This is a genomic window from Photobacterium profundum, from assembly GCF_003026285.1.
Classification (GTDB): Bacteria; Pseudomonadota; Gammaproteobacteria; order Enterobacterales; family Vibrionaceae; genus Photobacterium; species Photobacterium profundum.
Map to the genome: position 1 here is coordinate 536,109 of NZ_PYOD01000003.1, position 25,168 is coordinate 561,276.

Consider the following 25,168-nt stretch of genomic DNA (forward strand, 5'->3'; position numbering starts at 1 on the left):
ATAAATATCGAAGATAACTATTTAGTATGCTTTTTCTTAAATGCGTTCAACCTAGATCACTCATTTTAAAATTATCATCTATTTGGTTAGTCGTGTGTAGCATTTTAGCGTTAACAGGTTGCGCTAAGCATATAGAACAAGAAAAAGACGTAATGTATTCAATCCCTGCCGATAAGCATACACAGCTTTCAAAATATGTTGCTCCTTATATTGCTGCACACCCCGATAAAACAGGATTCTATCCGTTAAGTGACGGTAAAGAAGCGTATTTTATGCGACTTGCTATGATTTATAGTGCAGAAAAAAGTGTTGATATTCAGTACTATATTTATCGAGATGACAGTACAAGCTCATTGATGACATGGTATTTATATCAAGCAGCAGAGCGCGGTGTTCGCGTTAGAATTCTTTTAGATGACATGCAAGCTCGTAATGATGCTGCATTAGCAAAACTTGCTGACCACCCTAATGTAGAACTCCGCTTATTTAACCCTTTTGAGAATAGAAGTATGCGAGCTGTAGGCTTTATCGGTGATTTTAATCGTTTAAACCGACGCATGCATAATAAGGCAATCATTGCTGACGGCGCTTTCGCTATTATTGGCGGACGTAATATCGGTGATGAATATTTTTCGGCCAATAACAATGTTGAATTCGGTGATATGGACTTGTTTCTATTAGGTAAAGTTATCCCTGATATTGCCCTGCAATTTGACGTATATTGGAACAGTGAACCTGCGACACCCGTTGAACACTTAGTTGATAATATAAATCCAGTAACAGAAGCTGATTTAGAAGCATGGAAAGAGTCCAAACTGATTTACTTAACGCGTTCTGACTACGCTAAATCGCTAAAAGAACTCCCTGTTATACAACAACTACTGGAGCATTCTCTTCCGCTGTACTGGAGTGATGCTAAATTAAGTTACGACTCTCCAAACAAAGTGGATACAGACAATCCTACCAATCAATCTAACGATGGCTTATTACTACATAAGATTTCTGCGGTTCTTAAACAAACAGAAAAAAGTTTACTCATTATTTCTCCTTACTTTGTTCCAACAGAAGATGGGGCAAAAGCTTTAGCAGAAGCTGCACGCCAAGGGATAGACATTACAGTGATTACCAATTCATTAGCTTCAAATGACGTATTTTCTGTACATGGCTGGTATGCGAAAAGGCGTAAAATATTATTAGACAGTGGTGTTAAACTTTATGAAGTCAAAGTGGAACGAGAGCTGGATAAAAAACATTCTTGGCTAGGTAGTTCACGCACCAGTTTACACGCAAAAGTCTTCATCATAGATCAGTATAAAACCTTTGTTGGATCTTATAACTTCGATCCCCGCTCTGCTTATTTAAATACTGAAATGGGTGTTTTCGTTGATTCTCCTCAATTTGCAGAGCAGACAGAGCAAGCTATCTCATCAGCCTTAAAGAGGACAACTTATCGTCTAAAGCTTGATAACGATGGTGACATTGCTTGGGTAGATGATGTAACAGGAAAGCAGTACGACACAGAACCCGACACCAGTATTTGGTTACGATTTGGGGCTTGGTTCTCAGGGTTACTCCCAATAGAAAAACACCTTTAGTTTAAGGTAAGAGCAAGCAATTATACTTACTCTTACCTTGATATATTTCGACTCGTTTATTCTTTCTAGTTATCCACGAGTTTATGTCGCATCAATCACACCGCGACGTATTTGATCTAATTCGATAGACTCAAACAGTGCTTGGAAATTACCCTCTCCAAACCCTTCATTACCCTTACGTTGAATAATCTCGAAGAACACAGGCCCGATAACAGTATTCGTGAAAATTTGTAAAAGAATACCAGTGTCATCGCCATCGATCAGAATATTGAGATCTTTTAGCTTTGCCACATCTTCTTCATGCCCTTTCACTCGCTTATTAACCCCTTCATAATAAGTATGAGGTGTTTCCATGAAGGGTAATCCCCCCTCTTTCAGCTTTTTGACTGTACTATAAATATCTTGGGTACTTAGCGCGATATGCTGAATACCTTCACCGTTGTATTTCTCAAGGTATTCTGCAATTTGTGATTTATCATCATGTGATTCATTAATTGGGATGCGAATTTTACCGCATGGCGCGGTTAAGGCACGCGACAGTAGCCCTGTCGATTTACCTTTTATATCAAAATGGCGGATCTCATGAAAATTGGCAATTTTCTCATAGAAACTCGCCCAAAGATCCATATTGCCTCGTTTCACGTTGTGGGTAAGGTGATCTAAGTTTTCTAAACCAGCATCTAAACTGGCTAAACGCTGCTTATAATCAGGATAGTAATCAAAATCGATTTCATAAATATCATGCTTGCCGAAACGATCAACCAGATAAATAAGCGATTCGCCAATGCCATAAATGGCTGGAATATTCAGCTCCATTGGCCCTGCTTGCGCGGCACATGCTGTTGCACCTTTTTCTACCGCATAAGCCAATGCTGCATTAGAATCAACTACACGAAACGCCATGGCATTTACGCTTGCACCATGCGTACTCGCAAATCCTGCTGCTTGTGAATGGCCTTCGCTATTTACGATGAAATTAATATCACCTTGTCGAAATAGCCACACTGCTTTATGTTTATGTTTTGCAATTTCAGCAAAACCCATTAATCGAAATAGGTTTTTTAGATTAGCAATACCTTCTGGGGTTGGCGCTGTATATTCGACAAACTCAAAGCCATCCGTTCCCATTGGATTAAAGTTAGTGTTTTCCATCCGTTTATCCTCACTTTGTGTTGGCATTAATGTTAGCCACTCAATTGTTTTATCAATCTTCGTTACTACTTATAGGATTAGCATTAATTAACTGATGATGAGAAGTTACACGACAAAACAATGTTAATGAAATGTAAATACACAGCGTAAAGATGGCTTGCCATTCATTGATTTGAATGAGCTAACCTGCTTTCTGCGATGAGAGTCTATGGCAATGTCGCATAACACCCGTTATACAATAAAACATAAGCTTCATATTATTCTAGATGGATCTCGATATCACCGTAGTGGCTATTGAGAGTCAATTCGACATATAAGATAAATACATATCCACTAATATAAGTTTTTAATAATAATTATATTAGTTATTACAATAGAGATAGCTCACACTCGTTAAAGCTTTATCACAACCTAACATCAAATGATAATAAAACTCACTTATATATATTAACTACAAATTCAACCCACTCACATTAATTGACCTCATCAATTAGCAGAAGTAATAATATTAATTAACAACGTCGATATTAACAAACATACTGAAACACATCCTTACAAATAAAACAACCATCTTCCACACCAGCAAACATCGAAAATAAAACAAATTAAATCAACCTCTTAACTCACAATCCATTTGTATAAAAAATCAAAATTAATTAGTTCGCCTCTCACAGCTAACCACTTGAGATGTTATTTGATCATTATCAACATACACAACATTTTATATTGGATAATAAAAACAAATAAAGCTTCATACTTTCAAATAAAACTTGATTACAACATTTAGCTGAATAAGGAATTATATGCAACCACACAATAGCAAATGGAACTTCGGTGCAGTCAGTCGCGTCATTCACCATAGCTACTTAATTCTATTTTTCAGTGCTATTGCATTGATATTATATGAACAAACAATCCCTGCAGGTGACGTAAGCTTTGTGAATCTACACAGCGGAATTGGTGTACTGTCTCTTCTGCTACTAACTATACGTTTAATATGGATTAAAAAGTCAGGCAAGCCCAACGCATTAGGTACCCCGATGCAAAAATTCAGTGCAAATTTTTCCTACGCACTGCTTGTTGGTACCATGATCGCAATGCCTTTATCAGGTCTAGCACTTACTATGGCTAAAGCGAGAGATGTCGACGTATTCGGTATTTTTACTATCCCTGGTTTTGCTGAGCGTAACTCTTCACTTATCGAGCTTTCTAGCTTTGTTCACGAATACCTTTCGTACTTCACATACGCTCTTTTGCTTGGGCATATAGGTGCAACACTGTTCCATCATTTCATCATTAAAGATGCAACTATCACCCGTATGTTTGGCTCAGCAAAATAAGGAACCCTCAATGAACAAATTACTAACACTTTCAGCTCTGAGCCTAATGGTAGCCACAGCCCATGCCGAAAACCTAACACTTGACGGGATTGAATCAGACATCAATTGGGACACCGTTCCAATGGTTCAAAAATCATTATTTTTCCCAGGAAAAGTGACCTATGCATGGTTAAACTCTGAAGAACACAAAGGCACAAGCCACAAGAACTTTGAAACGCGTAAATGTAGCGCATGCCACATTGATGAAGAACGTGGTTTAGGCGATATGCTAGTTAAAAGTGATGTTCCTCAGTTAAAAGATAAAAATGGTTCCGTTGTTGCAGATATGCAGTTTGCTCATGATGATGAATATTTATATATTCGAACCGAATGGGCAGCGCAATCGGGCCACCCTGGTCGTATGCACAATATGATTGAATTTGACGGAAAAAAATGGAAATCGGTTGGTGGTGATCGCATGTCTAAGCCTGAAGATCCTCTTTATGAAGATCGTCTCAGCTTTATGATCGATGACGGAAGCGTTGCTCAGTTCGGCGAACAAGGCTGCTTCATGTCTTGCCATGCAGGTGAACGTGATTTAGATCCCGCAACCAAAGAGCAAAGCCTTGCCTTACCGGTAATTGGTCTTCATGGTTTGAATAAGGATGATATACGTAAGTATCTACCGGAATCTCGCACCGATGGTTCAAGCTGGGATAAACCAAAATCCCAAGAAGAAATCGACCGTCTAAAAGCAAAAGGGCAATTTGTTGATCTTATGCAATGGCGTTCAACACGCTCTGGCCCTATCGGGTATGCTGATGATGGTTATGTGTTTGAATATCGTCTGAATGACAGCGGTAAAACAGTCTTTACTTGGAACGTCGATCGTAAAACGATGATTCCAAAATACATGTATGATATCGAGAAAACTGGCTTCTACGCAATTAATCGTGAAGATAACAATGACCTGACTAAGCAAATTGCGTTAGTAGAAGGTGTTAACACCATGCCATATGACGCAAGTAAAATTAAGCCAGGTCAAATGCTACAAGGTCGTTTACTACGCATGCCTGATGGCTCAGCGGGTGACAATAGCGGTATCGCATCAGAATTTAAAGACGGAAGATACACAGTTGTCTTTAAACGTAAATTCGATACAGGTAGCCCAGAAGACGATAAAATCATGAAAATTGGTGGCACGTACAACTTCAACGTTGCCATTCATGATGACTCAACCACAACACGCTCTCACTTTGTTACATTCCCATTTGATGTAGGGATTGGTGAAGGTGCAGAAGGCGATGTGATCAGTCATTACCTTAAGTAAAGCTAAGCGCTGCACTTATTCAAAATAAATAACGATAACAAGCCGCTATACAGTAATACTCTTTCGAGTAAAAACTGTATAGCGGCTTACTCTATTCGACTCCAATATCCCCGCAGACGAGACAAACCCTTCACGCAACAAAACAAAGGTTAAAGCGAGTTCACTACACTGTGCTAATTAACATTTCGTATATTTAACACAATTTTTATTTATGCAGTTTTGCTATCAGTTTGCTTAGGTTTACAGCGTTATGTTTTTAAGGGTGTATTCTTATACTTAGCAATGCATAAAAAGGGGTAGTAATGAATGTAACGAAGAGGGATAAACTAACACTTCCTACACGTAAGAAAGACAAAATTAAACTATCAGCTAAAAAGAATATTTATCTTCCCATTCATTCTTATCTCTTAGCTGAATTTAATCATGCACGCCAGTATGAGCCTGGATTACTAAGAGATGATGACAGTGAGTTTTTACATCAATACCGAGTATCGCTTCGTCGATGCCGTGCTATCACAACGTTAATGAAAGGCATTTTTCAACCAGAACATAGTGAAGCATTAACCAGTAACCTAAAAATATTGATGCAAAAAACTAATCGACTCCGCGATCTAGATGTCTACCTACTGAAGATGGATGACTACTTTGATTGTTTAGAACACAAACATCATCAAGGGTTAGCACGTTTTTTTGATGATTTACAAAGCCAACGCAGAAAAAGCTTTAAAGAAGTAAAGCAATGGATAAAAACAGATAGCTATCAGCAACAGTGCCTAGAATTAAAAGGGGTTATTGAACAATTAAAACAGAACCCATTAGATATGGGGAAAAAGCCGAGCCTGATATATGGAAAAAAAATGATCAATAATCGATACCATAAAGTATTGATTATGTGCCAAGCATTAACCTTAGACAGTAGCGATGAGGACATTCATCATCTGCGTATAGAATGTAAAAAATTACGCTACCTACTGGCGTATTTCTCTCCCCTATTTTCAAATGAAATTATTACCAAACAAATTTCCACATTAAAAGTATTACAAGACAGCTTAGGGTTATTTAATGACTCTTCCGTTCAGCAGATATTCTTAGCTGACTATTTAACCGCTCGTAAACCCACCAGTCACCGGTATCTAGCAGTCGACCAATTACTTACTATCACCCAAAAAGTGCACCTCGCAACGAAGCAAGATATCATAACGCAACTTTCACAATTCACTGATTCAACAAATATTAAAAGCTATGATGCACTTTACGCTCTACCGTCTACAACAAGCGAATGACGCCACCTAGACTGTCTCTTCTCGATAATATCTAACGGCGTTTTCATTATTTAACATTCGATGGTTTGACGATAGTAAGTTTATTATTATGCCTTTAACGCTCGAACAATATCAGCTTCCATCGATTCAGGTTTCTTAGTAGGTGCAAAACGCTTTAATGGTTTACCATCACGGCTAATCATGAATTTAGTAAAATTCCATTTCACCTTAGAACCAAATGTACCCGGCAGTGCTTTTACTAAATATTGAAATAACGCGTGGCTATCTGCACCATTTACATCCACTTTCGCAAACATTGGAAAATCGACACCATAATTAATCAAACATGATTCGGCAATATCTTTATTCTCACCAGGTTCTTGCCCACCAAATTGATTACATGGGAAACCAATAATCACTAATCCTTGGTCTTTATATTTTGCATACAAATCTTGTAATCCGCGATATTGAGGTGTAAAGCCACACTCACTCGCCGTGTTTACAACAAGCACTAACTTGCCTGCAAACTCATTCATCGATACGCTTTCACCACGTATATTATCTGCTGATATGTCATAAAAAGTCGTCATCATCATTCTCACACGTATATGGGGATTAAAAAGCCATTCTGCTTCCACTATAGCAAGTGATTCTAGAGTCAAATATCTAATTCGTTCTTTTTCCAACCCAATCACGTATAATGAGGAAAGATTTTTGCATTTAATGACTTAGAGCATGACAGACTTACTAACCGAACTAAAAGCAATAGGCTTAGAGCAACTCACCTTTGATGATCAGCAACGCCTCGAACTTGACCAGTTTATTACGGTTTGTTCGCCTTTTTTTGACTCTGTATGCCAGCAAAAGCCTGATACCCCTCGTAATGATTTACTACTAGGTGTAATGACCAAGGCTCAGAACGAAGCTCAACTGGATTTTGAGCAAAAGCGCCAAAGCCTTCATAATATGCAACAAGTCTTTAAAAAAACAGTCGGCAAAGAACATGCTGATAAGTTAATACCAACAGACAGTAACCAACTTATTGTTATTACAACACTGTGGTTACTCATTCAAGGCTATCAAGGTATTGATTTTAGCTACGCAAATGATCATGCAACAGAGGTTGCTAACCTGCTATCAGATGATAAAGAAAGTGATTCTTTTATACATTCCGACACGCTTCGCTCTGATTTTATGCAAGCTTATTATATTAGTATTGATAGCGCGCAAGCGAATAAGCAAACCACCAGCATGGTGGATAAAATGAAACAGTGGTTACAACGTTCTTTCTTTTAGCATATTGATATTTGAAAGAAAAAACGAATGTGTCATGATACAAACATTCATGACACACCCGTATTCACAATACATATATTCATAGAATGGGCTTTAATTGCTTATCAATATAATGTTGTAGCACTTCTTTATAGACAGTTTTCTCTTCCAATGTAAGAAAGCTTGCTTCGATTGCATTCTCGGTAAACTTAGCCAGTTCACGTTTTGATGGGTTAAGAGCGTGTGCGACAGCAAGAAAGTTGTCTCCCATATAGCCGCCAAAATAAGCAGGATCATCAGAATTAACCGTCACACATAACCCTTTGCGCAATAGCTCAACAATATTGTGATCTCGCATATGATCAAACACTTTAAGCTTTACATTTGATAACGGACAGACAGTAAGTGGTATTTGCTTTTCCGCTAAATGCTGTACTAAAGATTCGTCTTCAACGCACCTTACTCCGTGATCGACACGAGAAATATGCAACATGTCTAACCCATCCCAAATATTGCTTGCGGGTCCTTCTTCACCTGCGTGTGCAACCGTTAAAAAACCAAGTTCTTTTGCTTGTTCAAAAACACGCTTGAACTTTTCAGGTGGATGACCTTGCTCTGATGAATCTAAACCAACACCAATGATTTTATCTTTATATGGCAATGCTTGTTGAAGGGTTTCAATTGCTTCTTCTTCGGTTAAATGCCGTAGAAAACACATAATAGTGTGGCTACTGATATTAAGTTGTTCTCTGCCATCCTCTAACGCACGAGTTATACCGTTAATAACTACATCAAAAGACACACCACGGGCTGTGTGAGTTTGGGGATCAAAAAAGATCTCGGTATGAATAACGTGTTCCTCTTTACATCGTTTTAAGTAAGCCCACGTCAAATCATAAAAATCTTGCTCATTTAGCAACACTTGAGCGCCCTGATAATAAAGATCGAGAAAAGATTGTAGATCATCAAAATCATAGGCTGCTCGTACTTGACCTACAGTTTCATAGGGTAAATCAAGGTTATTGCGTTTGGCTAACGCAAACATAAGTTCAGGCTCTAGGGTTCCTTCTATATGTAAATGCAATTCAATCTTCGGTAACGTCTTTATGAATCCATCCATATTATTTTCCTTCATTATTTAAACAGCATTAAAGATAAATACTTTAACAATAGTGTAGCCAACCAGAATCAACATATGCGTCGATTTTCCTTTTAAACAAAACCTTCAAGTATGTTCTAAGATTATCTCTATCGACTATATTTTCTAGCCTTGCAAACGAACAACAACATTCCACATATTATTAATGACGGGACACTCAATGAATAATCAAACGTCCGACGACAAGAAACAAAGTCAATTTTTTATCAATAACATGGTCGAGTCAGCAATACGTGTTGGCTTGTTATTTATTTTATTAGCGTGGTCTTACGGTATCGTAAAACCCTTCCTAATTCCCGTTCTGTGGGGTGCGATTATTGCCGTAGCCCTCATGCCATTAACAGTTAAGCTCGAAAATATGTTGAAAGGCAAGCGAGGCTTATCAGCCACCGTTATTGCACTTATTGGCATTCTAATTCTTACCGTTCCTTTTGTTATGTTTTCTATTTCAATGGTTGAATCAGTAGAGGGGATCACCAGCACCATCAGCTCAGGTACATTGAAGATTCCAGGCCCGACAGAGCGAATTGCAAATATTCCCATTATTGGCCAGCAAATTTTCGATGTTTGGCAACTTTTTTCGACCAATCTAGAAAAAGCCTTCACAAAATTCTTACCACAACTAACATCCGGTTTGGCAATGATGGCATCGGTTGTTGGTAACAGTATCGTCAGTATCTTGATGTTTGTTATTTCACTGTTAATTTCAGCCGCTTTTATGGCGAATGCCACTAGTATTTCAAAGTCCGTCAATACCCTTTCCGTTCGTATTGCAGGGGCACACGGCGAAGAATGGGCAACGCTATGTACTGCGACCATTCGTAGTGTACTATTGGGTGTTGTAGGGGTTGCTTGTATTCAGGCATTTTTAGTGGGTATTGGTGTTTTCGCCATTGGTTTACCTACCGCTGGGTTAATTACCATTTTGGTTCTAGTCTTCGCAATAGCTCAGCTACCTGCACTATTAGTTGTAGCACCCGTTATTGCTTATGTATATTCCATTCATGATTCTACAACTGCCACCATATTTGCAGTATGGACCTTACTTGCAGGGCTTAGTGACAACTTCTTAAAACCCTTATTAATGGGGCGTGGGTTAGATATCCCAATGCCTGTAATATTACTGGGAGCAATAGGCGGAATGGTGTCGTCTGGCATACTAGGGCTATTTATCGGCCCTGTTATACTGGCTATTTGGTACCAACTGTTTAATGAATGGATGCATGAAAGCGCAAAAGCAGACGAGCAAGAAGAACAGGAACAATAGGTTATCTGTACTCTTCTACCGCCTTTTCTTTTGTGATATTAACTAATGAGGGAGAGAGGTTTCAATTTACTCTCCCTCTTTGATCCAATACACATCACAATAAAATCCTTTTATTCACACATAACTCTCCCCTTGCGACAAAAAATACGTAGAATGCCCCCATGTTAAGTATCACCACATGGATGCAAATTAAATATGAAGATCATGGAAATTGATAAGGCTGTTTATCGTAAGAATATCAATCGAGTGATTGTTTTTTTTGTTGGCAGTTTAGCCGTATTATCTCTCACGTTTGGTGCCGTATTAATTGCGGTGTTTGGTGCAGAAACAGTTGACCCATCTGGATCTACAGGCAATTTTTATCTCAATTTGAGCGGGGTAGCTTTGGCAGCTATCGTTTGTGTCAGTGTACTAAATCGATTCAAAGATGTCCCATATCTAAAGGAGATCTATTACGTTTGGCAATTAAAGCAACTACACAATAAAATTTATCGAAAACTGACTAAGATAAAAAACAGAGCAGAATTACATGACATTAATGCATTAATAATACTAAAATTCTATTATGCGAGTTTAAAGCAAGTTTACTTACTAGATAACAACTCACTTACATTACCAACATTAGAAAAAGACATTGCCAAATTAGACTCTCAAATTATGTCGCAAAATTTAACAATTTCTACTGATCAATTTGAAGCTGATTTATTAAATAAGATCGTTTAATCATCTTAATAAATAATATGAAACACGGCCAGCATCCACTTTCATTACATGTTGCTGGTCAAATTCACCTCTACGACAAACTTGACCATTTAGGACTGACGTAAAAATATTCTTTAACCCACAATATTGATTAAACGTATCACCACACTTCATTCAGCATGCTTAAAGTTAAAAATATAGTGAAAAGAAGTCTGACTCCCAATCATTATTTCTGCGAATAGCTCTAACTTCTAACCAATTTTTTATTTTTTGCATCATTCTCATTACTCCTTATAGATAAACCTTACCTACAGCCATGTTGATATATTTCATAGTGAAAACAACTTAAGCCATTGATTTTTACTATATACACTTCATCACCAACAAATTCAGCGTACACGTGTAAGCCAATTCAGAGTACAACTGTACGCTGAATGAACACTAAGATCAACAATCTAAAGTGAATACTCTACTTTGATAAATGTAACAAAATAAGACAGAAAGAAAAGGAGGGGAAACAGTAATAAAAATGCTAAATCATTTAAAAACATACCGACGAACAGAACCACTTCCGTGTATTATCTTACTGTTCAGTGGTTCTGTTCGCAGAAAATAAATAAAAGAAAAATAGCTAGAACTATATCAAAGCAATGATGTTGATGCTTAATATAGCGTTGTAGATCGTTATTAGGTAACAATCACTGTTGTCATCCCAATTAAATGACTAATGCTGGCTTTCGTAATACTTAAATGCATAAGAAGCGACCAAAAGCTCGAGAGCACTTACGGCCCCAGCGTCTAACATAAGTTGCGCCACGGCTAATCAAGCACACTAAATCTCATAGCAAAACTACAGAGTAAAACCCATCAACCTAATATTTTTAAAATGGATTTAACTTTCAACAAGTGCCTAGCCGGCTCTACTACCATTGGGTACTGAAGTTTCTGGCATCGCTAAACAAGGAGTCAACTTGTCTGCATAGCCAATATCAAACAGCATTCCTTGAGAAATCTCTCCTGCCATTTTCTGATCTGGTAGATTAACAACAAATAGAGCTTGCTTACCTTCAATTTCGTATGGATTTTCACGTTCTTGTTTTATGCCAGCAAGAATTGAACGAACATGATCACCAAAATCTACAGTCAACTTCATCAGTTTTTTAGATTTTTTAACTTCTGAAACAACTGTTATTGTGCCCACTCGTATATCTAGTTTTTCAAAATCATCAAATGTAATTAATTCTTTAATTGGCGCTTGTTTCATTTTTAGACCCTTAAATATTTTTAAGCCATAACTTAGCACTAAGCTGCCACAGGTACTTTGCGAAGCAAAAGTGCCAAGTCTTGGTGGTTAGGTGGATCGCATATGAGCATAACTTTCAACAACAACTAATCATTTCTTATTTGCGATTCACTCGACACTATTCAATAATCACAAGTGAAATTATCACTTAAAGCGACTTAGTAAACACTGAACCCAAACACAATACAGATGATAATTATTGTTATGACATGCGAATATTGAGAAGTACACTGCACACTTGGCAATGAATTTTGAGCCACAAAATTTGAACCGAAATAGCCGACAAACGAGACTCACTGTATTTCAACTAAAAAGAGATGAGAAGTGCTTCCACTTGCCGAAGAACAAACCATGAAGATTAAGGCTAAGATAGAGGTTGTAGCACCTTGCTAAGTGGCACGTGTTTACAAATCAGTCTTAAGAAACTTGTTACGCCAGTGCCAAAACGTGCTCTACAAAGGCAAACTTCATTTGACGATATTCATCTTGAGACCAACCTTCACAAGACATTTTAAGGTCATTATACTTCAGGACTAACGAGGTATTCGCACGCAATTTATCGCGAAACATCAAGAAGCACTCGAACTCCGAGCCATTAGCTACAACTTTAAATGCGACATCGTCAGTAGACGTCGACTCCAACATACAAAGTTCAGTGGTTCGTAATGTGTCGACTTTCTCCTGAAAGCCTAGCGTCGTAAGCAACTGGGCTGCACACTCTAATTCGAGAGCGTCTACACCTACAAATATATCCAGATCGCCTTTCGATATAGCTGAAGGAATTGAAGATGCCCCTACATGCTCAACCCTTGCACTAGGAAGTAACTTTAGTATTTCACGCTCGTATCGAAGAAACAGTTCTTCACAAGACGCTTGATATTGTTCAGCACTGTAAAATTTCATATTTCCTCTGAAAGGCATAACACCGGCTAAACGCTATATGTACCGCGCCAATTATACTCTAAATAGTGTTGATTACTTTGTTGAACGAAGCCGCTGCGCTGCAGAGTGAAGTGAAAACACCCTCAAACTACCCTTAATACTCTAATTACTACGGAGTATTTATAATGAATGCCGAACAACAACTTCGCACCGATTTTCTTTATGAACAACAGCTTACTAACTTAAAACTGCAAGGTAAACGCCCTGCAACCATTGACGCCTATTCACGTGCGGTGCGTCGCATTATCCACCACTTTGATAAAGCACCCGATCCCCTTTCAACCGACGATCTGAAACAATATTTTGCTCAACTGATCAATACCTATTCTTGGAGTGCTGTCAGGGGGGATCGTAATGGCTTACAGTTCTTTTTCAAGCATGTATTTGATTTACGTTCTGTTCAACATCAACTCGGACATAACAGTTTAAACACCACCGCGCGTAACACCCACCTCACCGATATATCACGTAAAAACACCTCTCAGGCGATTCACGCTATGCTTACCTGCCACACCGAACAAAACGGTTATAGCCAGTAGCATTGCCAGCACTAGAAAATAACCCCGTCCGCCGAAAGCGGATTACTTGTGTCCTTGTTGTCATCATTTAATGCGCTGCCTTGGCGTATTTCGACCGAAATAATATACCGTGATATAAGGATAATGGTTCGGTTTTTACTTGAGGAGGCAACCATAATTAAACATTAAAATCAGTATATTATGTCGATTGGTTTTGAACCAAGGTCTGTGTTCGCTTCAATATAACCGCTTATTAATAATCGCCCTTCCACTTACTCGTAATATTTCCCTATATAAGGCAGCTCGGGCTTGTTCAACACTTCGGATAGGTATCGGCTTCGCGACACATATCCTTATCTGTTATGTTTCGGAACTATTGGAAAAATGATCACTCAATATTGATACAGCTCTAAGCGTCGATATATAAAGTAATAACTGGCTTGGATACGCCAATATGAACCCTACTTACTTTGTACTCTCGATATGTGAAAGCCAATAGATTAGCCACCCTGCTGATACCAAAATAGAAAGGTAAAACGAAATTTCACTGACTTTTTGAAACTTTACGTTAGGTACCCTCTCTGACGAAAAAACAAAATATGCCACGATTATAATCAGCAACATACTTATCACTGAATTCAGCTCGATAAACATAGATATATGCATCATTTTGTACTCTTATGTAAGCAAATCTTGGGAGTGACACTAAACGATGACCCTGATATAGAGCAACAAGAAAACAGCCCTATATGTAAGGATTATTTTCGTAAAATCAGTAATTTGTATAATACCAAAAAGCAACATAACGCCGGCATCACACGTTTGCTACCATGCAGATTAAGCCTAAATTTACCACTTAATACGGTAAACCCAAAGACAATCTACAATACCAAATGTAGCAAATCGTGTTGATGAATTTGTTATACAAATAGAATGAGCATGAGATTATATATTATAAATCATGATGTCACATAAGAAGGATGCACTGTCTTAATAGGAATGTATGTACGCGTGGAGACATGATAGCATCATTTTTTTAAGACAATAATCGAGTTACTAATGAAAAAAATCACCATCTCAGATTTAAATAACTGGAAAGCATTAGGTGAAAAATTTGCATCTATCACCGCTTATGATGCTAGTTTTTCAAAAATATTTGAAGAGCAAAACATGCCTGTGTTGATTGTAGGTGACTCACTTGGTTCAGTCATACAAGGTAAACCAACAACTTTGAATGTAAGTATTGATGATTTGGTTTATCACACAAAATGCGTTAGAGCAGGAAGTCCAAATGCTTTCATCATTTCAGACCTACCTTTCATGAGCTACCACAACCCTCATACAGCATGCGAATCAGCCGCTAAATTAATGAAAGCTGGTGCCAATATGGTAAAGATTGAAGGTGGTAGTTGGTTAATAAATACAGTTAAGATATTAACTGAGCGAGCGATACCAGTTTGTGCTCATTTAGGTTTAATGCCACAAGCCGTAAATATATATGGCGGATATAAGGTTCAAGGAAAAACAGAAGAACAAGCCACAAAAATACTAGAAAATGCCCAACAACTGCAACGCGCTGGTGCTCAGGCATTAGTACTTGAATGTATCCCCGCTAAATTAGCACAACAAATTACACTAGAATTAAATATCCCAGTAATAGGAATTGGTGCAGGTAAGGATACCGATGGCCAAGTTTTAGTTATGCATGATATTTTAGGCGTATCCGCCAATTACATTCCAAGATTTTCAAGGAATTTTCTAGCTGAAACAGGATCGATTGAAGCAGCTGTGAAAAAATATATAGAAGAAGTAAAACAGAAAACCTTCCCTGATGAAAAACACAGTTTTTAATGTAAAACCGATTAACCATATCGGTTTTATAACTCACAATTCAACACGTTAATTAATTCGTATAACGCCTGCGGTAAGGTGTGCCTCACTGAACCGACCAAGCACACCGAACGCCATACCAAAACCGTCGAGTAAAACGTATCAACTTGATGTTTTTGTTATGTATTTTACTCAAAGTAGCCTTCATAACCAATACCTACAGACTCAAAGTAACGCCCTTCGAGGTCGCTTTCATTTTCAGGTATAACTGAACGCCAAAGTGATAATTGAAAACTTTTGAAAATGTAACTATATCCCAACTCTGGATCTTCGCGATCGTAGTCATCCTTTAATGAAACTAGTTCAATCATTTTTGATGCCTGCGTTCTATGGACATCATTGCCTTCGAAAACAATTGTGTATAAATCCGAAGATGCAGCTTCTATAAATTGGGCTAAATCATTACTGTCGAAGTCGACCATTAAACCAAATAGAAAACAGTAACGTTTTCCATTGATAAATTCTGGTTCACCAAGAACATTTATAACTTCACCCATTGTCATACCAAGTTGCACTGGACCGACTGAGCTAAGACATTTAATTTCGAAAGTTTTCATTGAACTCCTATAAATACATAACGCTTGCCATAAGTTGCGCCACGATGAACTCACCAAGTGCACTGAACTTCAAACCAAAACTGCCGAGTGTAACGCACCACCTTAATTACTTTGTTATGGCAATTGGACAGCCTTTCTAATTACAGCAAAAAGTAGATTTGAATCAACACCTAATTTTTTAAGCTTAAATGGCTTCTTAGACTGACGTGATATAACCCAGACCTCAGGGGTACGGCTGCCTCTTTCAAATTCATCGACAATATGAACACCGGCAATATCCGAAATTAAAATGTTCTTATTTCCTATCGGATAGTATATTTTGATGGCACCATTATTAATCTCGATACCGTACGCCGTTATAGCATAATCATATATCGTAATAACAACTAAAAAACTCATACCACCGTAGCCTAATAAATGGTTTCCGTTTGTACCAAGATACAAACCTAACGCAGTGAAAGCTATAACACCAAAAAGGTTAAACATATGATAGTGGTAACCTTTAGTAAACCTAGAACACTCTAACTCAGAGGGTTTTGTGTTGATTTTTTCAAATAGGTGATATCTAAGTATTTCAAAGTCAATGAGTTGATATTCAACTCTAAGTAATTTAATACCATTAGAGTCTAATAAATATAAGCATTGTAAAAGATCCCTTTCCTTAACCTTTGATATCTTCTTCCAAGGAATTAGGCCTTGTTCTTTTCCTAAATGCTTGTACCAAATACCATCATCATCAATAACAACATCTACATATGGAAGTTTTCTTATAGTTAACCATGTAAGGATTGAAAAAACACCAAACACAACAGTGCATAAAATTGTCGTTCTAATAGCAGTACCTGACGTTTCTGCTTCATTATCAGGGAAAAACGGCAACAAAAAACCAAAAACTATAAATGCTAGAAAGAAAACCAAACACCCTTTCATTAAGGTGATGAGTTTTTTATCGATCTTAAACTCTTGCATAATACTACAACTTCCCTCTAGCATCTTGAGTGTATAAGCCTGTTACTATGAATGCCATAACGCCCAATTAAGTAACTGACAACGCTACTAATACACTCAAATTTACTACCTAAATCACTGAAACTAAACCAAGTTGAAAATGCCAAGCGTTGGCAGTCTGCTTAAATTTCTTGTTATACGCGTGATTGAGGCTCGAGCGAGATACACATTACGCTATGATTCGGCTCACTTTCAATATCAACGATAGACCAACCCAAAGCCTCATAAAGTGATGCGACATTGGTATACACATAAAGATGATTTTGAATGTTTTCCGGTATTTGTTTAACACCCTGGTTAATCAACTCGCTTGCTACCCCTTGACCACGCCATTCTGGAGAAACAAAGACCGCATTAAACCAAATAACCTCACTATTGCCATGAGGTTCTTGATAGCGAGAGTAAGCTAAACCACCAATGACTTTATTATCCCTGAGAGCAACGATAACTGGTGGAAGTTGGGCTTTTTGTTTGTAAGTGTCTACGAACAAAAAATCAGACCATTCACTTTGAAACAACCTTTCTAAAGCGATCCAATACTGACTGTTTTCATCACAATTTCTGAATACTACTTTGTTCATATAGGAATATTTCCTTGAAAGCGTATAACGCCTGCAATAAGGTGTGCGAACACTGAACTAACCAAGCGCGCTGGATTTCATATCAAAACCGCCGAGTGTAACGCATCACCTTGATTGTTTTGTTAGGCATTTTTCTCGTGCGTGAAACATTGCCTAGTGACCGTTCCCCACTTATGGTCTTCGTATACGTCTTCGACATAGTTGTCAGATGTATAGTCACTCACTACGTCACGCCAAAAACTAATGGCATGATCTGCACCTGCAACTTGCTTGATCTCCCAAGAGCCACCAAGGCGTTCAAATAAACTGGAAATAAAACGTTTCCCTACTTTGTTTTTACGGAAACAAGGCAATACGTAAAAATCACAGATTTCATACACTCTTGGGGGCTTTTCATCAATTGCAGTTATAGCGGCAGGAACGCCATCCAAATAAAGTAAGTAACCAGTAACGCTACCTTCGAGTTTTGGATAAATATCAAACAACCCATTGGCATCTGGTTTATCGTCGATAATTTTAGAAAATTCTGCGCCATAGCCTTGGTAAAGGTTGGCGTAAACATGAGCATTACTGTCGTCTACTTTCACTATATTCATCATGAGTTCTCCATGACTATTGAGCTTTGAGCTTTGAGCTTTGAGCTTCATATTATCGCTTCTTCGATTTATTGAGAATAACCATTTGTTAAAGTGATCCTCGTATCGATGCCTAACGCCCAATTAAGCCGCTGACAACGCAATACTTAACCTAAAGCAACGTATCATAATCACTAAAACTCAATTGGAACTGAAAATACCACGCGTTGACAGTCTGCTTGAATTGCTTGTTATGCCGAATCTCACCTATTTAGGCTTCTCTTCCTGAATTAACATATTCATGTATTTTTCAAACCTCTTGATTCTAGTCTCACTTTTTTTCGCACTTATTAGACCATAAGCAATAACATAACGATTTGATTTCGTGAGACTCTCGTAGAACGCCTTTGCTTTAGGCTCTACTTCAAGTGCCGAAAGGAAGTCATCAGGAACATCCATTTCACTCACTACATAAGCATTATCCCACCTTCCGTCAGCCTGTGCTGCCCGAACATGAACAAGACCTGATTCCTGCATTCGGCCTTCATTTATTAATTGTTCTACATGCTTGGTGTTCTTTTTGGACCAGTTACTCCTAGCAGCTCTAGGTGTTATACGCTGAAGGTAAGCTTGCTCATCAATAGATTTCTTTATTCCATCAATCCAACCCCAGCATAAAGTTTCTAGAACTACGTCGTTCCATGTAACGCTTTGTAGCCCTGAATTTTTCTTGAACATTTTCACCCACAATTCGCTTTCGCTGGCGTGATTAGACTCCAGCCAATCGCGGAGACTTATTGGTGTTTTAAATGTCTTGATTCTAGATGGGTCGACTTCAGGCATGATTTTTGACTCCTTTTCGGCATAACGTCTAACATAAGTTGCACCACGGCTAATTCACCAAGCGCGCCGAACTCCATACCAAAACTGCGGAGTAAAACGTGTCAACTTCATGTTTTTGTTAGCCCTCTTTCCCTTGAAGAAACAATGGCGAATCAACATAGAATGACAAGAACTGCCACTGATCCGATAACTGAATTAATTTAACGGAAATTTGCGCGTCTCCATTTTCAAATATTGCAGTAACCATATATCCTGCGGTCGTGACCTTACCATTTTCAGACGAGTAAGAAATATTTGAATCCCCCTCTACATTGCCAAAACTCCGTATTTTACCAAGCTTTGAATACAACTCGAACAATTGACTAAACCGCTCTGGATCTTCGTTTATTTTTCTCAATAACTGTGGTGATGAATGGTTTAATAATTCGTCTTTAGACCACGTAGAAATAATTAGTGGAACGTTGTTTTCCACATATATTTTACTAGCCTTATCTAGCCCGGTTCCTTGATACGCTGCATAACCGATAAAACTGGCGACAACAACAATAAGAACCAAAAAAAGGCTACCTATAATTGAAAGAATTGTTTTCATAATGTACCTCAATGATGAGATGAATAGAGGGCTAACGCCGCACTAAGCTGCCGGAAACATGTGGCTATAATTTTGCGAAGCAAAAGTGCCACGTGTTGGAGGTCAGTTTGAGTGCTTTGTTATGTGCTAGCAGGTTGAAATGAGTGCTCAGTTTCGGTGAGATCCCATGTTGATTATTTATTTATTTTCTCCATGACATAATTGGTTAATGCTTGATTTCCAATATTCATAGCTTGCTGTTTAACCACATGAAATCCAAACCTTTCAAAGAAAGGTTTAGCCGTTATGCTTACATGTGAATAAATACGAGGTATTGATTTTTCTTTACCCTTATTTATTAAGTTCTGCATTAACATTTTACCTACACCTTGCCCTTGAAACTCGTTATGACAGAAGAAGTGGTCAATGTAGCCGTCATCTTGAATATCAGCAAAACCAACAATCTTCCCATCTATTTCAGCGATATTTGGATTCATGCCATGAACTCGTTTTAACCATTTCTCTGGATTATATTCATCTGGAGCCCATACATTTAACTGTTCTTGAGAATAGTCTTTGATGTTTACTTTCCAAATTGTGCTCACCTTGAGTTGCCACAATTCTAATTCATCACCTTTTTTTAGTATTCTGATTTTTATCATTATATTTCTTCCTTACTTAAAGCTAACGTCTCAAAAATTGGACCTGTTGTTGCTTCTAAGCAAAAACCAAGACAACTGTATAGAGTGCAGTAACTTGTTAAGTTTTAAGGCGATCAATGGCACATAACGTCTAACATAAGTTGCACCACGGCTAACTCACCAAGCGCACTGAACTCCATACCAAAACTGCGGAGTAAAACGTGTCAACTTGATGTTTTTGTTAGCTGTTGATTCGTATGGACATTAATGCTTGCTTATCCTCAAAACCTAAGCGCTTATAAAAATCTCTGGCTAAATCATTTTTGTACCAAACATGTAAATCAATGCAATTTGCACCGAAAGTCTCAGCCCAAGTTTCTAATGATTTTACTAATTTGAAGGCGACTCCATTGCCACGCATACTTTTAGTTACAATCAACTCTTCTAAGTACACAAAGTTTCGTTCTGGCAACCACCTTTTAGCTTCAATTGTATGATGTGTACCAAGTATCAACCCAGACACTTCACCGTCATGTTCATATACACCTAAATAGGTCGATGTATCACTAATGATTTCCTCAAGTTCAGCTTGTGATAACACATCCCTTGTATTCGCAACTCGGTCAGGTGCAACGTCATTGTTATGCTCATTTTCCTCGATAAATAAGGAAACCAATGAAGCATAGTCTTTATTTTCAGCAATTCTTATCATTGTACTCGAACTCTTTAAACAGCTAACGTCTAACATAAGGTGCGCCACGACAAACTTACCAAGCACACTGCACTCCATGCCAAAACCGCCGAGTGTAAAGCGTCACCTTGATGTTTTTGTTAAGTAGCATTGTAAGCCACTGCCTGTATCCAGCCATTGAGGTTTTTGCTATACCGTTTGATAAACTCAAGCTGTTTTTTAAAAAAGTCTTTCCTTTCGATGTCATAGCCACCTGCAACGTATAGCTGTCTAGTTGATGGTTTTATTTTTGAGTGCAGCAGCATATAAGAAGCATGACTATAACTATTGTAAAATTTTTTGGCGCCTACCAAAAAGGCAACTCCCTCTTGGTTTAAACCGAGTCGCTCTTTATTTTCAATAACTAAGTCTATTACTTTGTCAGCCCTAGTGTGGGCAGATTTTTTTTTGTAGTCATCATAAAAGTTAAATTGATGCTTGCCATTAGCCACCTTTAATTTGTCCTCTCTTTTAAGCAATGCAGAAAAACAAAGAGATTCATAAGAAATACGCATTGAGTTACCAGCAGGAGCTACGTGACCAAGTGATAGCAGCTGAGTTGCTGTGACTGCTGATTCAATAGCTAAGTATATGTAGCCTGAAACAGTGGAAGCACGAATAGACGGTTCATTATTGCAAGGTGACTCTTCCAGAAGATTAAATGCTTGTGAAAATATATCTGAAAGTTCCTCAACCTCATTCCTAAAGTCGCTTAAAAACAACCCTCTGGATTCAGTATCATCAACCATAATGTGTTCGAAAAGCTCTGAGCTATTCACGTACTCTCCTTGCTACTTAACATTGTATTCAACGATCTAAGATCGTATATCTAAAAGTAACAGCGCAACCACTGAAAGCTGACGTAGCTATTTACTGGCTGTGAGTATATACCAAACCTTTCCCCCCGTATTACTAGACGGGGTACGCCCCTAATCCATATCAAACCAGCGAGTGTAACGCGTCAATTTGATGCCTTTGTTAGGCCTGATTCAAAATGTGTTACCATCTTAGTGCTGCTTGTAGTATTAGTTATAAAACTGTAACTACCATTAGGAATAAGCATCTCCATTGTCATCGCTGTCTCTAACTCTGGCATGTATGTATTTTCAATGTCATAAAGCATTGTCCCATATCCAGAGCCATTAACATCGATACGCCCTGACTCAACTTCAAATTCCATTGCTGCAAAATACGCGATGTCAAAATAAGCAATATCAGAGTCAATTCTATTTAATGTGTATTTCATTTCCATATCAAAGGAAATTTGCCCCCCAGACTTAATTGGCATCGCAATTGGAATATTAACCGAAATACTCTCACCGATTTTTACAGTTTTATTATTTAGATCATTTAATTCGCCACCCTGAGTGAATACAGATTTTATAACATCTTTAAGCTCTTCCGTAACATTTCCACCTTCTGCTGACAAGAAAACTATTTTCCCATTGGGTAATCCTTCTCCTTTTATTTTTAACCCTTCCATTGATACAACACCTGATGACTTTTCTATCATCTCTGAACCATTAACGGAGTAATAGTTCCTGTCTTTTGACACATAAGATTCTATAGGATATATACCATTTCCATTTTTATCTCCTGTTGATGCAGATTGTATTTTTATATTCTTACTTATAACCCTTACAGGAAATCGATCTACCACTTCTTTCGGTAATGTATCGAAGTCACCTCGTATACTCATTTCCATATCTGCTAAAGTTTCCGTTTCAATTGTTGTTTTCGTATTAGCTTTATAGCCAAAAGAAAAGTGAACTTGATCTTGAACTTGAACTTGAGCAAATATTGGGAACGATATAAAAAACAGAAAAATATATTTCATAAAATACCTTTTGATGATGTAACTAGAAGGCCTAACGTCTAACATAAGTTGCGCCAGGACCAACTAACTAACCAAACACACTAGACTCCATACCAAAACTGCGGAGTAAAATGCGTCAACCTCATGTTTTTTGTTATGAATTAATTTATATGGTTAGTTAAACAATTGTGCTGTGAATTTTTCAACTGGTTCAGGAAGAAGATCCTGCGGGTGATCACCACCAAATGTTACTATCCCACTTTTTCCATCAACAACAGCTGATTTAATCTCGGTTTGAGTATCTACATCTATGACTGCAATTTTGACCGTTACCTTATCAGGTTTAGCTGACCATTCTGTTGCTCGATCTTCCCAATGCATTATTGTGGGATAAAATAAATAATCGTATCCACCACGCTTTGCTGAATTTAAAGCCTCAGGGAATAACTCTGGCTTCCCTGCAATCTCAACGTTATGTAACCTTTTAATTAAGCTAGTTTGAATAGTCTGACTTAACATCATTCCAGAACCATTATAATGATGGTTACCATATGAACCATCTTTCGACAGAGCAATATAAACGGATTGTGTTGAATTGATTGTTGTCGTTATATTCGATTCAGTAACATTTAAACTATGTGAATCAGCACACCCCCATAGTGATGCTAAACACACTGCCATAATAATTTTTTTCATATACCCTCGATACTATAAAATAATGTATAACGTCTAACATAAGTTGCACCACGGCTAATTCACCAAGCGCGCCGAACTCCATACCAAAACTGCGGAGTAAAACGTGTCAACTTCATGTTTTTGTTAGCTCTCTTTCCCTTGAAGAAACAATGGCGAATCAACATAGAATGACAAGAACTGCCACTGATCCGATAACTGAATTAATTTAACGGAAATTTGCGCGTCTCCATTTTCAAATATTGCAGTAACCATATATCCTGCGGTCGTGACCTTACCATTTTCAGACGAGTAAGAAATATTTGAATCCCCCTCTACATTGCCAAAACTCCGTATTTTACCAAGCTTTGAATACAACTCGAACAATTGACTAAACCGCTCTGGATCTTCGTTTATTTTTCTCAATAACTGTGGTGATGAATGGTTTAATAATTCGTCTTTAGACCACGTAGAAATAATTAGTGGAACGTTGTTTTCCACATATATTTTACTAGCCTTATCTAGCCCGGCTCCTTGATACGCTGCATAACCGATAAAACTGGCGACAACAACAATAAGAACCAAAAAAAGGATACCTATAATTGAAAGAATTGTTTTCATAATATACCTCAATGATGAGATGAATAGAGGGCTAACGCCTGCAATAAGGTGTGCCACACTGAACTAGCCAAGTACACCGAACTTCAAACCAAAACTGCCGAGTGTAATGCATCACCTTGATAGCATTGTTATGTTTGAGGGCTGGAATATAGGAGACAGCTCCCACCACTCAACCTATTTATAATTTATAGTCTTTCAAGTTGCCAATCATGATTAGGGTCAGGCACGAAAGTAAGCCCCCCACATTGACCTGTATAGTTTTCAGTTTCAACTAACCAACCGCCATGAATTTTGGCTCGATAAGTATATTGTGGCCCACCATTGTTCCCTTTCGACTTAATTGACTCCCAAGTCAGAGCTCCTACGTGATCTTTTGAAAAAATCCCCATCGATATAATTCCTCACTACTCGCTATTTAATAATTTGGTTAAATTTACGAAACCTGATAAAAACATAACGCCTGCAATAAGTGGCACTATTTTACGCCACTCTTAAACTAATAACCGTAATCATTAAACCAATTTGAACCCAAACTGCCGAGTAATAGTGTCCATTTCATTGCCTTGTTATGCATGCGTTACAAGTAGCTAGCATGCTTGATGAAAAGTTACTAACTTTAGTTAGTATCACTTATATACATAGGTGAGAAAATGATAGCGCTGTATACTATCACCAGCAAAGCTTGTAAGAGCTTTCAATAAATGCCATCGTTTAACATGTTAGATAATTTGAAAAATTAAGTAAACGCGAGATAAAGAACTTATGATTACAATCATCGCGATAGCAATGTTTTGTTATACCGTTTATACAAGAAACTTTGGTACAAAATCCTATATAGT

Annotated in this window: 26 protein-coding genes and 1 pseudogene; 9 read left to right on the forward strand and 18 right to left on the reverse strand. The window is 37.8% G+C overall.

Annotated features, from left to right (window positions below; genetic code table 11):
- The first annotated feature begins 92 nt into the window (after positions 1–92).
- Complete coding sequence (locus tag C9J48_RS11975) at positions 93–1,595, forward strand: phospholipase D family protein (protein WP_258191561.1); 1,503 nt, start codon at positions 93–95, stop codon at positions 1,593–1,595.
- A gap of 81 nt (positions 1,596–1,676) precedes the next feature.
- On the opposite strand, the gene hppD is transcribed toward C9J48_RS11975, so the two are convergent.
- Positions 1,677–2,747, reverse strand: a complete 1,071-nt coding sequence (gene hppD / locus C9J48_RS11980) for a 4-hydroxyphenylpyruvate dioxygenase (RefSeq protein WP_006229534.1) — start codon at positions 2,745–2,747, stop codon at positions 1,677–1,679.
- Between the two features lie 803 nt (positions 2,748–3,550).
- Between hppD and C9J48_RS11985 the strand changes: the two genes are divergently transcribed.
- The 3 genes from C9J48_RS11985 (at position 3,551) to C9J48_RS11995 (ending at position 6,679) form a co-directional block, all read left to right on the forward strand.
- On the forward strand, positions 3,551–4,087 hold the full coding sequence (locus C9J48_RS11985) for a cytochrome b (protein WP_006229533.1): 537 nt from the start codon (positions 3,551–3,553) through the stop codon (positions 4,085–4,087).
- A 10-nt stretch (positions 4,088–4,097) separates the two neighbouring features.
- Positions 4,098–5,396: an ethylbenzene dehydrogenase-related protein gene (locus C9J48_RS11990; RefSeq protein ID WP_006229532.1), complete on the forward strand. Its 1,299-nt coding sequence runs from the start codon at positions 4,098–4,100 to the stop codon at positions 5,394–5,396.
- A gap of 302 nt (positions 5,397–5,698) precedes the next feature.
- The gene (locus C9J48_RS11995) at positions 5,699–6,679 is read left to right on the forward strand and encodes a CHAD domain-containing protein (RefSeq protein ID WP_006229531.1); all 981 of its coding nucleotides are present in this window, start codon (positions 5,699–5,701) and stop codon (positions 6,677–6,679) included.
- A gap of 86 nt (positions 6,680–6,765) precedes the next feature.
- On the opposite strand, the gene C9J48_RS12000 is transcribed toward C9J48_RS11995, so the two are convergent.
- Positions 6,766–7,248, reverse strand: a complete 483-nt coding sequence (locus C9J48_RS12000) for a glutathione peroxidase (protein WP_036802991.1) — start codon at positions 7,246–7,248, stop codon at positions 6,766–6,768.
- A 145-nt stretch (positions 7,249–7,393) separates the two neighbouring features.
- Here C9J48_RS12000 and C9J48_RS12005 point away from each other — a divergent pair, with 145 nt between their 5' ends.
- Positions 7,394–7,954 carry a hypothetical protein gene (locus C9J48_RS12005; protein WP_006229529.1) on the forward strand — a complete coding sequence of 187 codons (561 nt, stop codon included), beginning with the start codon at positions 7,394–7,396 and terminating at the stop codon, positions 7,952–7,954.
- Between the two features lie 79 nt (positions 7,955–8,033).
- Here the strand turns inward: C9J48_RS12005 and C9J48_RS12010 are convergent, their stop codons facing one another.
- On the reverse strand, positions 8,034–9,053 hold the full coding sequence (locus tag C9J48_RS12010) for an adenosine deaminase (protein WP_006229528.1): 1,020 nt from the start codon (positions 9,051–9,053) through the stop codon (positions 8,034–8,036).
- A gap of 199 nt (positions 9,054–9,252) precedes the next feature.
- Between C9J48_RS12010 and C9J48_RS12015 the strand changes: the two genes are divergently transcribed.
- The gene (locus C9J48_RS12015) at positions 9,253–10,359 is read left to right on the forward strand and encodes an AI-2E family transporter (protein ID WP_006229527.1); all 1,107 of its coding nucleotides are present in this window, start codon (positions 9,253–9,255) and stop codon (positions 10,357–10,359) included.
- Positions 10,360–10,563: 204 nt separating this feature from the next.
- Complete coding sequence (locus tag C9J48_RS12020; protein WP_242610801.1) at positions 10,564–11,082, forward strand: DUF3087 domain-containing protein; 519 nt, start codon at positions 10,564–10,566, stop codon at positions 11,080–11,082.
- Positions 11,083–11,971: 889 nt separating this feature from the next.
- Here the strand turns inward: C9J48_RS12020 and C9J48_RS12025 are convergent.
- On the reverse strand, positions 11,972–12,325 hold the full coding sequence (locus C9J48_RS12025) for a tRNA-binding protein (protein WP_006229524.1): 354 nt from the start codon (positions 12,323–12,325) through the stop codon (positions 11,972–11,974).
- Between the two features lie 468 nt (positions 12,326–12,793).
- Positions 12,794–13,267, reverse strand: coding sequence for a GrpB family protein (locus C9J48_RS12030; RefSeq protein ID WP_006229523.1), 474 nt, complete (start codon positions 13,265–13,267; stop codon positions 12,794–12,796).
- 164 nt (positions 13,268–13,431) lie between these two features.
- Between C9J48_RS12030 and C9J48_RS28420 the strand changes: the two are divergent.
- Together C9J48_RS28420 and panB are read left to right on the forward strand one after the other, a co-directional pair.
- A pseudogene (locus tag C9J48_RS28420) lies at positions 13,432–13,695 on the forward strand (site-specific integrase); the annotation flags it as partial.
- Positions 13,696–14,883: 1,188 nt separating this feature from the next.
- Entirely contained in the window at positions 14,884–15,675 is a 792-nt protein-coding gene (gene panB, locus C9J48_RS12045; RefSeq protein ID WP_006229521.1) for a 3-methyl-2-oxobutanoate hydroxymethyltransferase, read from the forward strand.
- Between the two features lie 167 nt (positions 15,676–15,842).
- Here the strand turns inward: panB and C9J48_RS12050 are convergent, their stop codons facing one another.
- From C9J48_RS12050 to C9J48_RS12110, 13 genes are all read right to left on the reverse strand, one after another.
- Positions 15,843–16,271 (reverse strand): hypothetical protein, encoded by a 429-nt coding sequence (locus C9J48_RS12050; protein WP_006229520.1) that lies wholly within the window; start codon positions 16,269–16,271, stop codon positions 15,843–15,845.
- A gap of 114 nt (positions 16,272–16,385) precedes the next feature.
- A complete protein-coding gene (locus C9J48_RS12055; protein WP_006229519.1) occupies positions 16,386–17,240 on the reverse strand; it encodes a hypothetical protein in 855 nt (284 codons plus the stop codon).
- Between the two features lie 173 nt (positions 17,241–17,413).
- Positions 17,414–17,860 (reverse strand): GNAT family N-acetyltransferase, encoded by a 447-nt coding sequence (locus C9J48_RS12060; RefSeq protein ID WP_006229518.1) that lies wholly within the window; start codon positions 17,858–17,860, stop codon positions 17,414–17,416.
- A 122-nt stretch (positions 17,861–17,982) separates the two neighbouring features.
- Positions 17,983–18,456 carry a GNAT family N-acetyltransferase gene (locus C9J48_RS12065; RefSeq protein ID WP_036802987.1) on the reverse strand — a complete coding sequence of 158 codons (474 nt, stop codon included), beginning with the start codon at positions 18,454–18,456 and terminating at the stop codon, positions 17,983–17,985.
- A gap of 246 nt (positions 18,457–18,702) precedes the next feature.
- Positions 18,703–19,278 carry a YdeI/OmpD-associated family protein gene (locus C9J48_RS12070; RefSeq protein ID WP_006229516.1) on the reverse strand — a complete coding sequence of 192 codons (576 nt, stop codon included), beginning with the start codon at positions 19,276–19,278 and terminating at the stop codon, positions 18,703–18,705.
- A gap of 118 nt (positions 19,279–19,396) precedes the next feature.
- The gene (locus C9J48_RS12075) at positions 19,397–19,870 is read right to left on the reverse strand and encodes a hypothetical protein (protein ID WP_006229515.1); all 474 of its coding nucleotides are present in this window, start codon (positions 19,868–19,870) and stop codon (positions 19,397–19,399) included.
- A gap of 173 nt (positions 19,871–20,043) precedes the next feature.
- Positions 20,044–20,511 (reverse strand): GNAT family N-acetyltransferase, encoded by a 468-nt coding sequence (locus tag C9J48_RS12080; RefSeq protein WP_006229514.1) that lies wholly within the window; start codon positions 20,509–20,511, stop codon positions 20,044–20,046.
- Positions 20,512–20,731: 220 nt separating this feature from the next.
- Positions 20,732–21,202 carry a GNAT family N-acetyltransferase gene (locus tag C9J48_RS12085; RefSeq protein WP_036802985.1) on the reverse strand — a complete coding sequence of 157 codons (471 nt, stop codon included), beginning with the start codon at positions 21,200–21,202 and terminating at the stop codon, positions 20,732–20,734.
- A 119-nt stretch (positions 21,203–21,321) separates the two neighbouring features.
- Positions 21,322–21,999, reverse strand: coding sequence for a hypothetical protein (locus C9J48_RS12090; protein WP_006229512.1), 678 nt, complete (start codon positions 21,997–21,999; stop codon positions 21,322–21,324).
- Positions 22,000–22,181: 182 nt separating this feature from the next.
- Positions 22,182–23,057, reverse strand: a complete 876-nt coding sequence (locus C9J48_RS12095; RefSeq protein ID WP_006229511.1) for a hypothetical protein — start codon at positions 23,055–23,057, stop codon at positions 22,182–22,184.
- Between the two features lie 153 nt (positions 23,058–23,210).
- On the reverse strand, positions 23,211–23,732 hold the full coding sequence (locus C9J48_RS12100) for a DUF4823 domain-containing protein (RefSeq protein WP_006229510.1): 522 nt from the start codon (positions 23,730–23,732) through the stop codon (positions 23,211–23,213).
- Positions 23,733–23,855: 123 nt separating this feature from the next.
- The gene (locus C9J48_RS12105; protein WP_006229509.1) at positions 23,856–24,329 is read right to left on the reverse strand and encodes a hypothetical protein; all 474 of its coding nucleotides are present in this window, start codon (positions 24,327–24,329) and stop codon (positions 23,856–23,858) included.
- 185 nt (positions 24,330–24,514) lie between these two features.
- Complete coding sequence (locus C9J48_RS12110) at positions 24,515–24,718, reverse strand: hypothetical protein (protein ID WP_006229508.1); 204 nt, start codon at positions 24,716–24,718, stop codon at positions 24,515–24,517.
- Between the last annotated feature and the right edge of the window lie 450 nt (positions 24,719–25,168).

Excerpts from the sequence above, each read along its gene's own strand:
- hppD (WP_006229534.1), bottom strand. The coding sequence starts at position 2,747 with ATGGAAAACACTAACTTTAATCCAATGGGAACGGATGGCTTTGAGTTT.
- C9J48_RS11985 (WP_006229533.1), top strand. The coding sequence starts at position 3,551 with ATGCAACCACACAATAGCAAATGGAACTTCGGTGCAGTCAGTCGCGTC.
- C9J48_RS11990 (WP_006229532.1), top strand. The coding sequence starts at position 4,098 with ATGAACAAATTACTAACACTTTCAGCTCTGAGCCTAATGGTAGCCACA.
- C9J48_RS11995 (WP_006229531.1), top strand. The coding sequence starts at position 5,699 with ATGAATGTAACGAAGAGGGATAAACTAACACTTCCTACACGTAAGAAA.
- C9J48_RS12000 (WP_036802991.1), bottom strand. The coding sequence starts at position 7,248 with ATGACGACTTTTTATGACATATCAGCAGATAATATACGTGGTGAAAGC.
- C9J48_RS12005 (WP_006229529.1), top strand. The coding sequence starts at position 7,394 with ATGACAGACTTACTAACCGAACTAAAAGCAATAGGCTTAGAGCAACTC.
- C9J48_RS12010 (WP_006229528.1), bottom strand. The coding sequence starts at position 9,053 with ATGGATGGATTCATAAAGACGTTACCGAAGATTGAATTGCATTTACAT.
- C9J48_RS12015 (WP_006229527.1), top strand. The coding sequence starts at position 9,253 with ATGAATAATCAAACGTCCGACGACAAGAAACAAAGTCAATTTTTTATC.
- C9J48_RS12020 (WP_242610801.1), top strand. The coding sequence starts at position 10,564 with ATGGAAATTGATAAGGCTGTTTATCGTAAGAATATCAATCGAGTGATT.
- C9J48_RS12025 (WP_006229524.1), bottom strand. The coding sequence starts at position 12,325 with ATGAAACAAGCGCCAATTAAAGAATTAATTACATTTGATGATTTTGAA.
- C9J48_RS12030 (WP_006229523.1), bottom strand. The coding sequence starts at position 13,267 with ATGAAATTTTACAGTGCTGAACAATATCAAGCGTCTTGTGAAGAACTG.
- panB (WP_006229521.1), top strand. The coding sequence starts at position 14,884 with ATGAAAAAAATCACCATCTCAGATTTAAATAACTGGAAAGCATTAGGT.
- C9J48_RS12050 (WP_006229520.1), bottom strand. The coding sequence starts at position 16,271 with ATGAAAACTTTCGAAATTAAATGTCTTAGCTCAGTCGGTCCAGTGCAA.
- C9J48_RS12055 (WP_006229519.1), bottom strand. The coding sequence starts at position 17,240 with ATGCAAGAGTTTAAGATCGATAAAAAACTCATCACCTTAATGAAAGGG.
- C9J48_RS12060 (WP_006229518.1), bottom strand. The coding sequence starts at position 17,860 with ATGAACAAAGTAGTATTCAGAAATTGTGATGAAAACAGTCAGTATTGG.
- C9J48_RS12065 (WP_036802987.1), bottom strand. The coding sequence starts at position 18,456 with ATGAATATAGTGAAAGTAGACGACAGTAATGCTCATGTTTACGCCAAC.
- C9J48_RS12070 (WP_006229516.1), bottom strand. The coding sequence starts at position 19,278 with ATGCCTGAAGTCGACCCATCTAGAATCAAGACATTTAAAACACCAATA.
- C9J48_RS12075 (WP_006229515.1), bottom strand. The coding sequence starts at position 19,870 with ATGAAAACAATTCTTTCAATTATAGGTAGCCTTTTTTTGGTTCTTATT.
- C9J48_RS12080 (WP_006229514.1), bottom strand. The coding sequence starts at position 20,511 with ATGATAAAAATCAGAATACTAAAAAAAGGTGATGAATTAGAATTGTGG.
- C9J48_RS12085 (WP_036802985.1), bottom strand. The coding sequence starts at position 21,202 with ATGATAAGAATTGCTGAAAATAAAGACTATGCTTCATTGGTTTCCTTA.
- C9J48_RS12095 (WP_006229511.1), bottom strand. The coding sequence starts at position 23,057 with ATGAAATATATTTTTCTGTTTTTTATATCGTTCCCAATATTTGCTCAA.
- C9J48_RS12100 (WP_006229510.1), bottom strand. The coding sequence starts at position 23,732 with ATGAAAAAAATTATTATGGCAGTGTGTTTAGCATCACTATGGGGGTGT.
- C9J48_RS12105 (WP_006229509.1), bottom strand. The coding sequence starts at position 24,329 with ATGAAAACAATTCTTTCAATTATAGGTATCCTTTTTTTGGTTCTTATT.
- C9J48_RS12110 (WP_006229508.1), bottom strand. The coding sequence starts at position 24,718 with ATGGGGATTTTTTCAAAAGATCACGTAGGAGCTCTGACTTGGGAGTCA.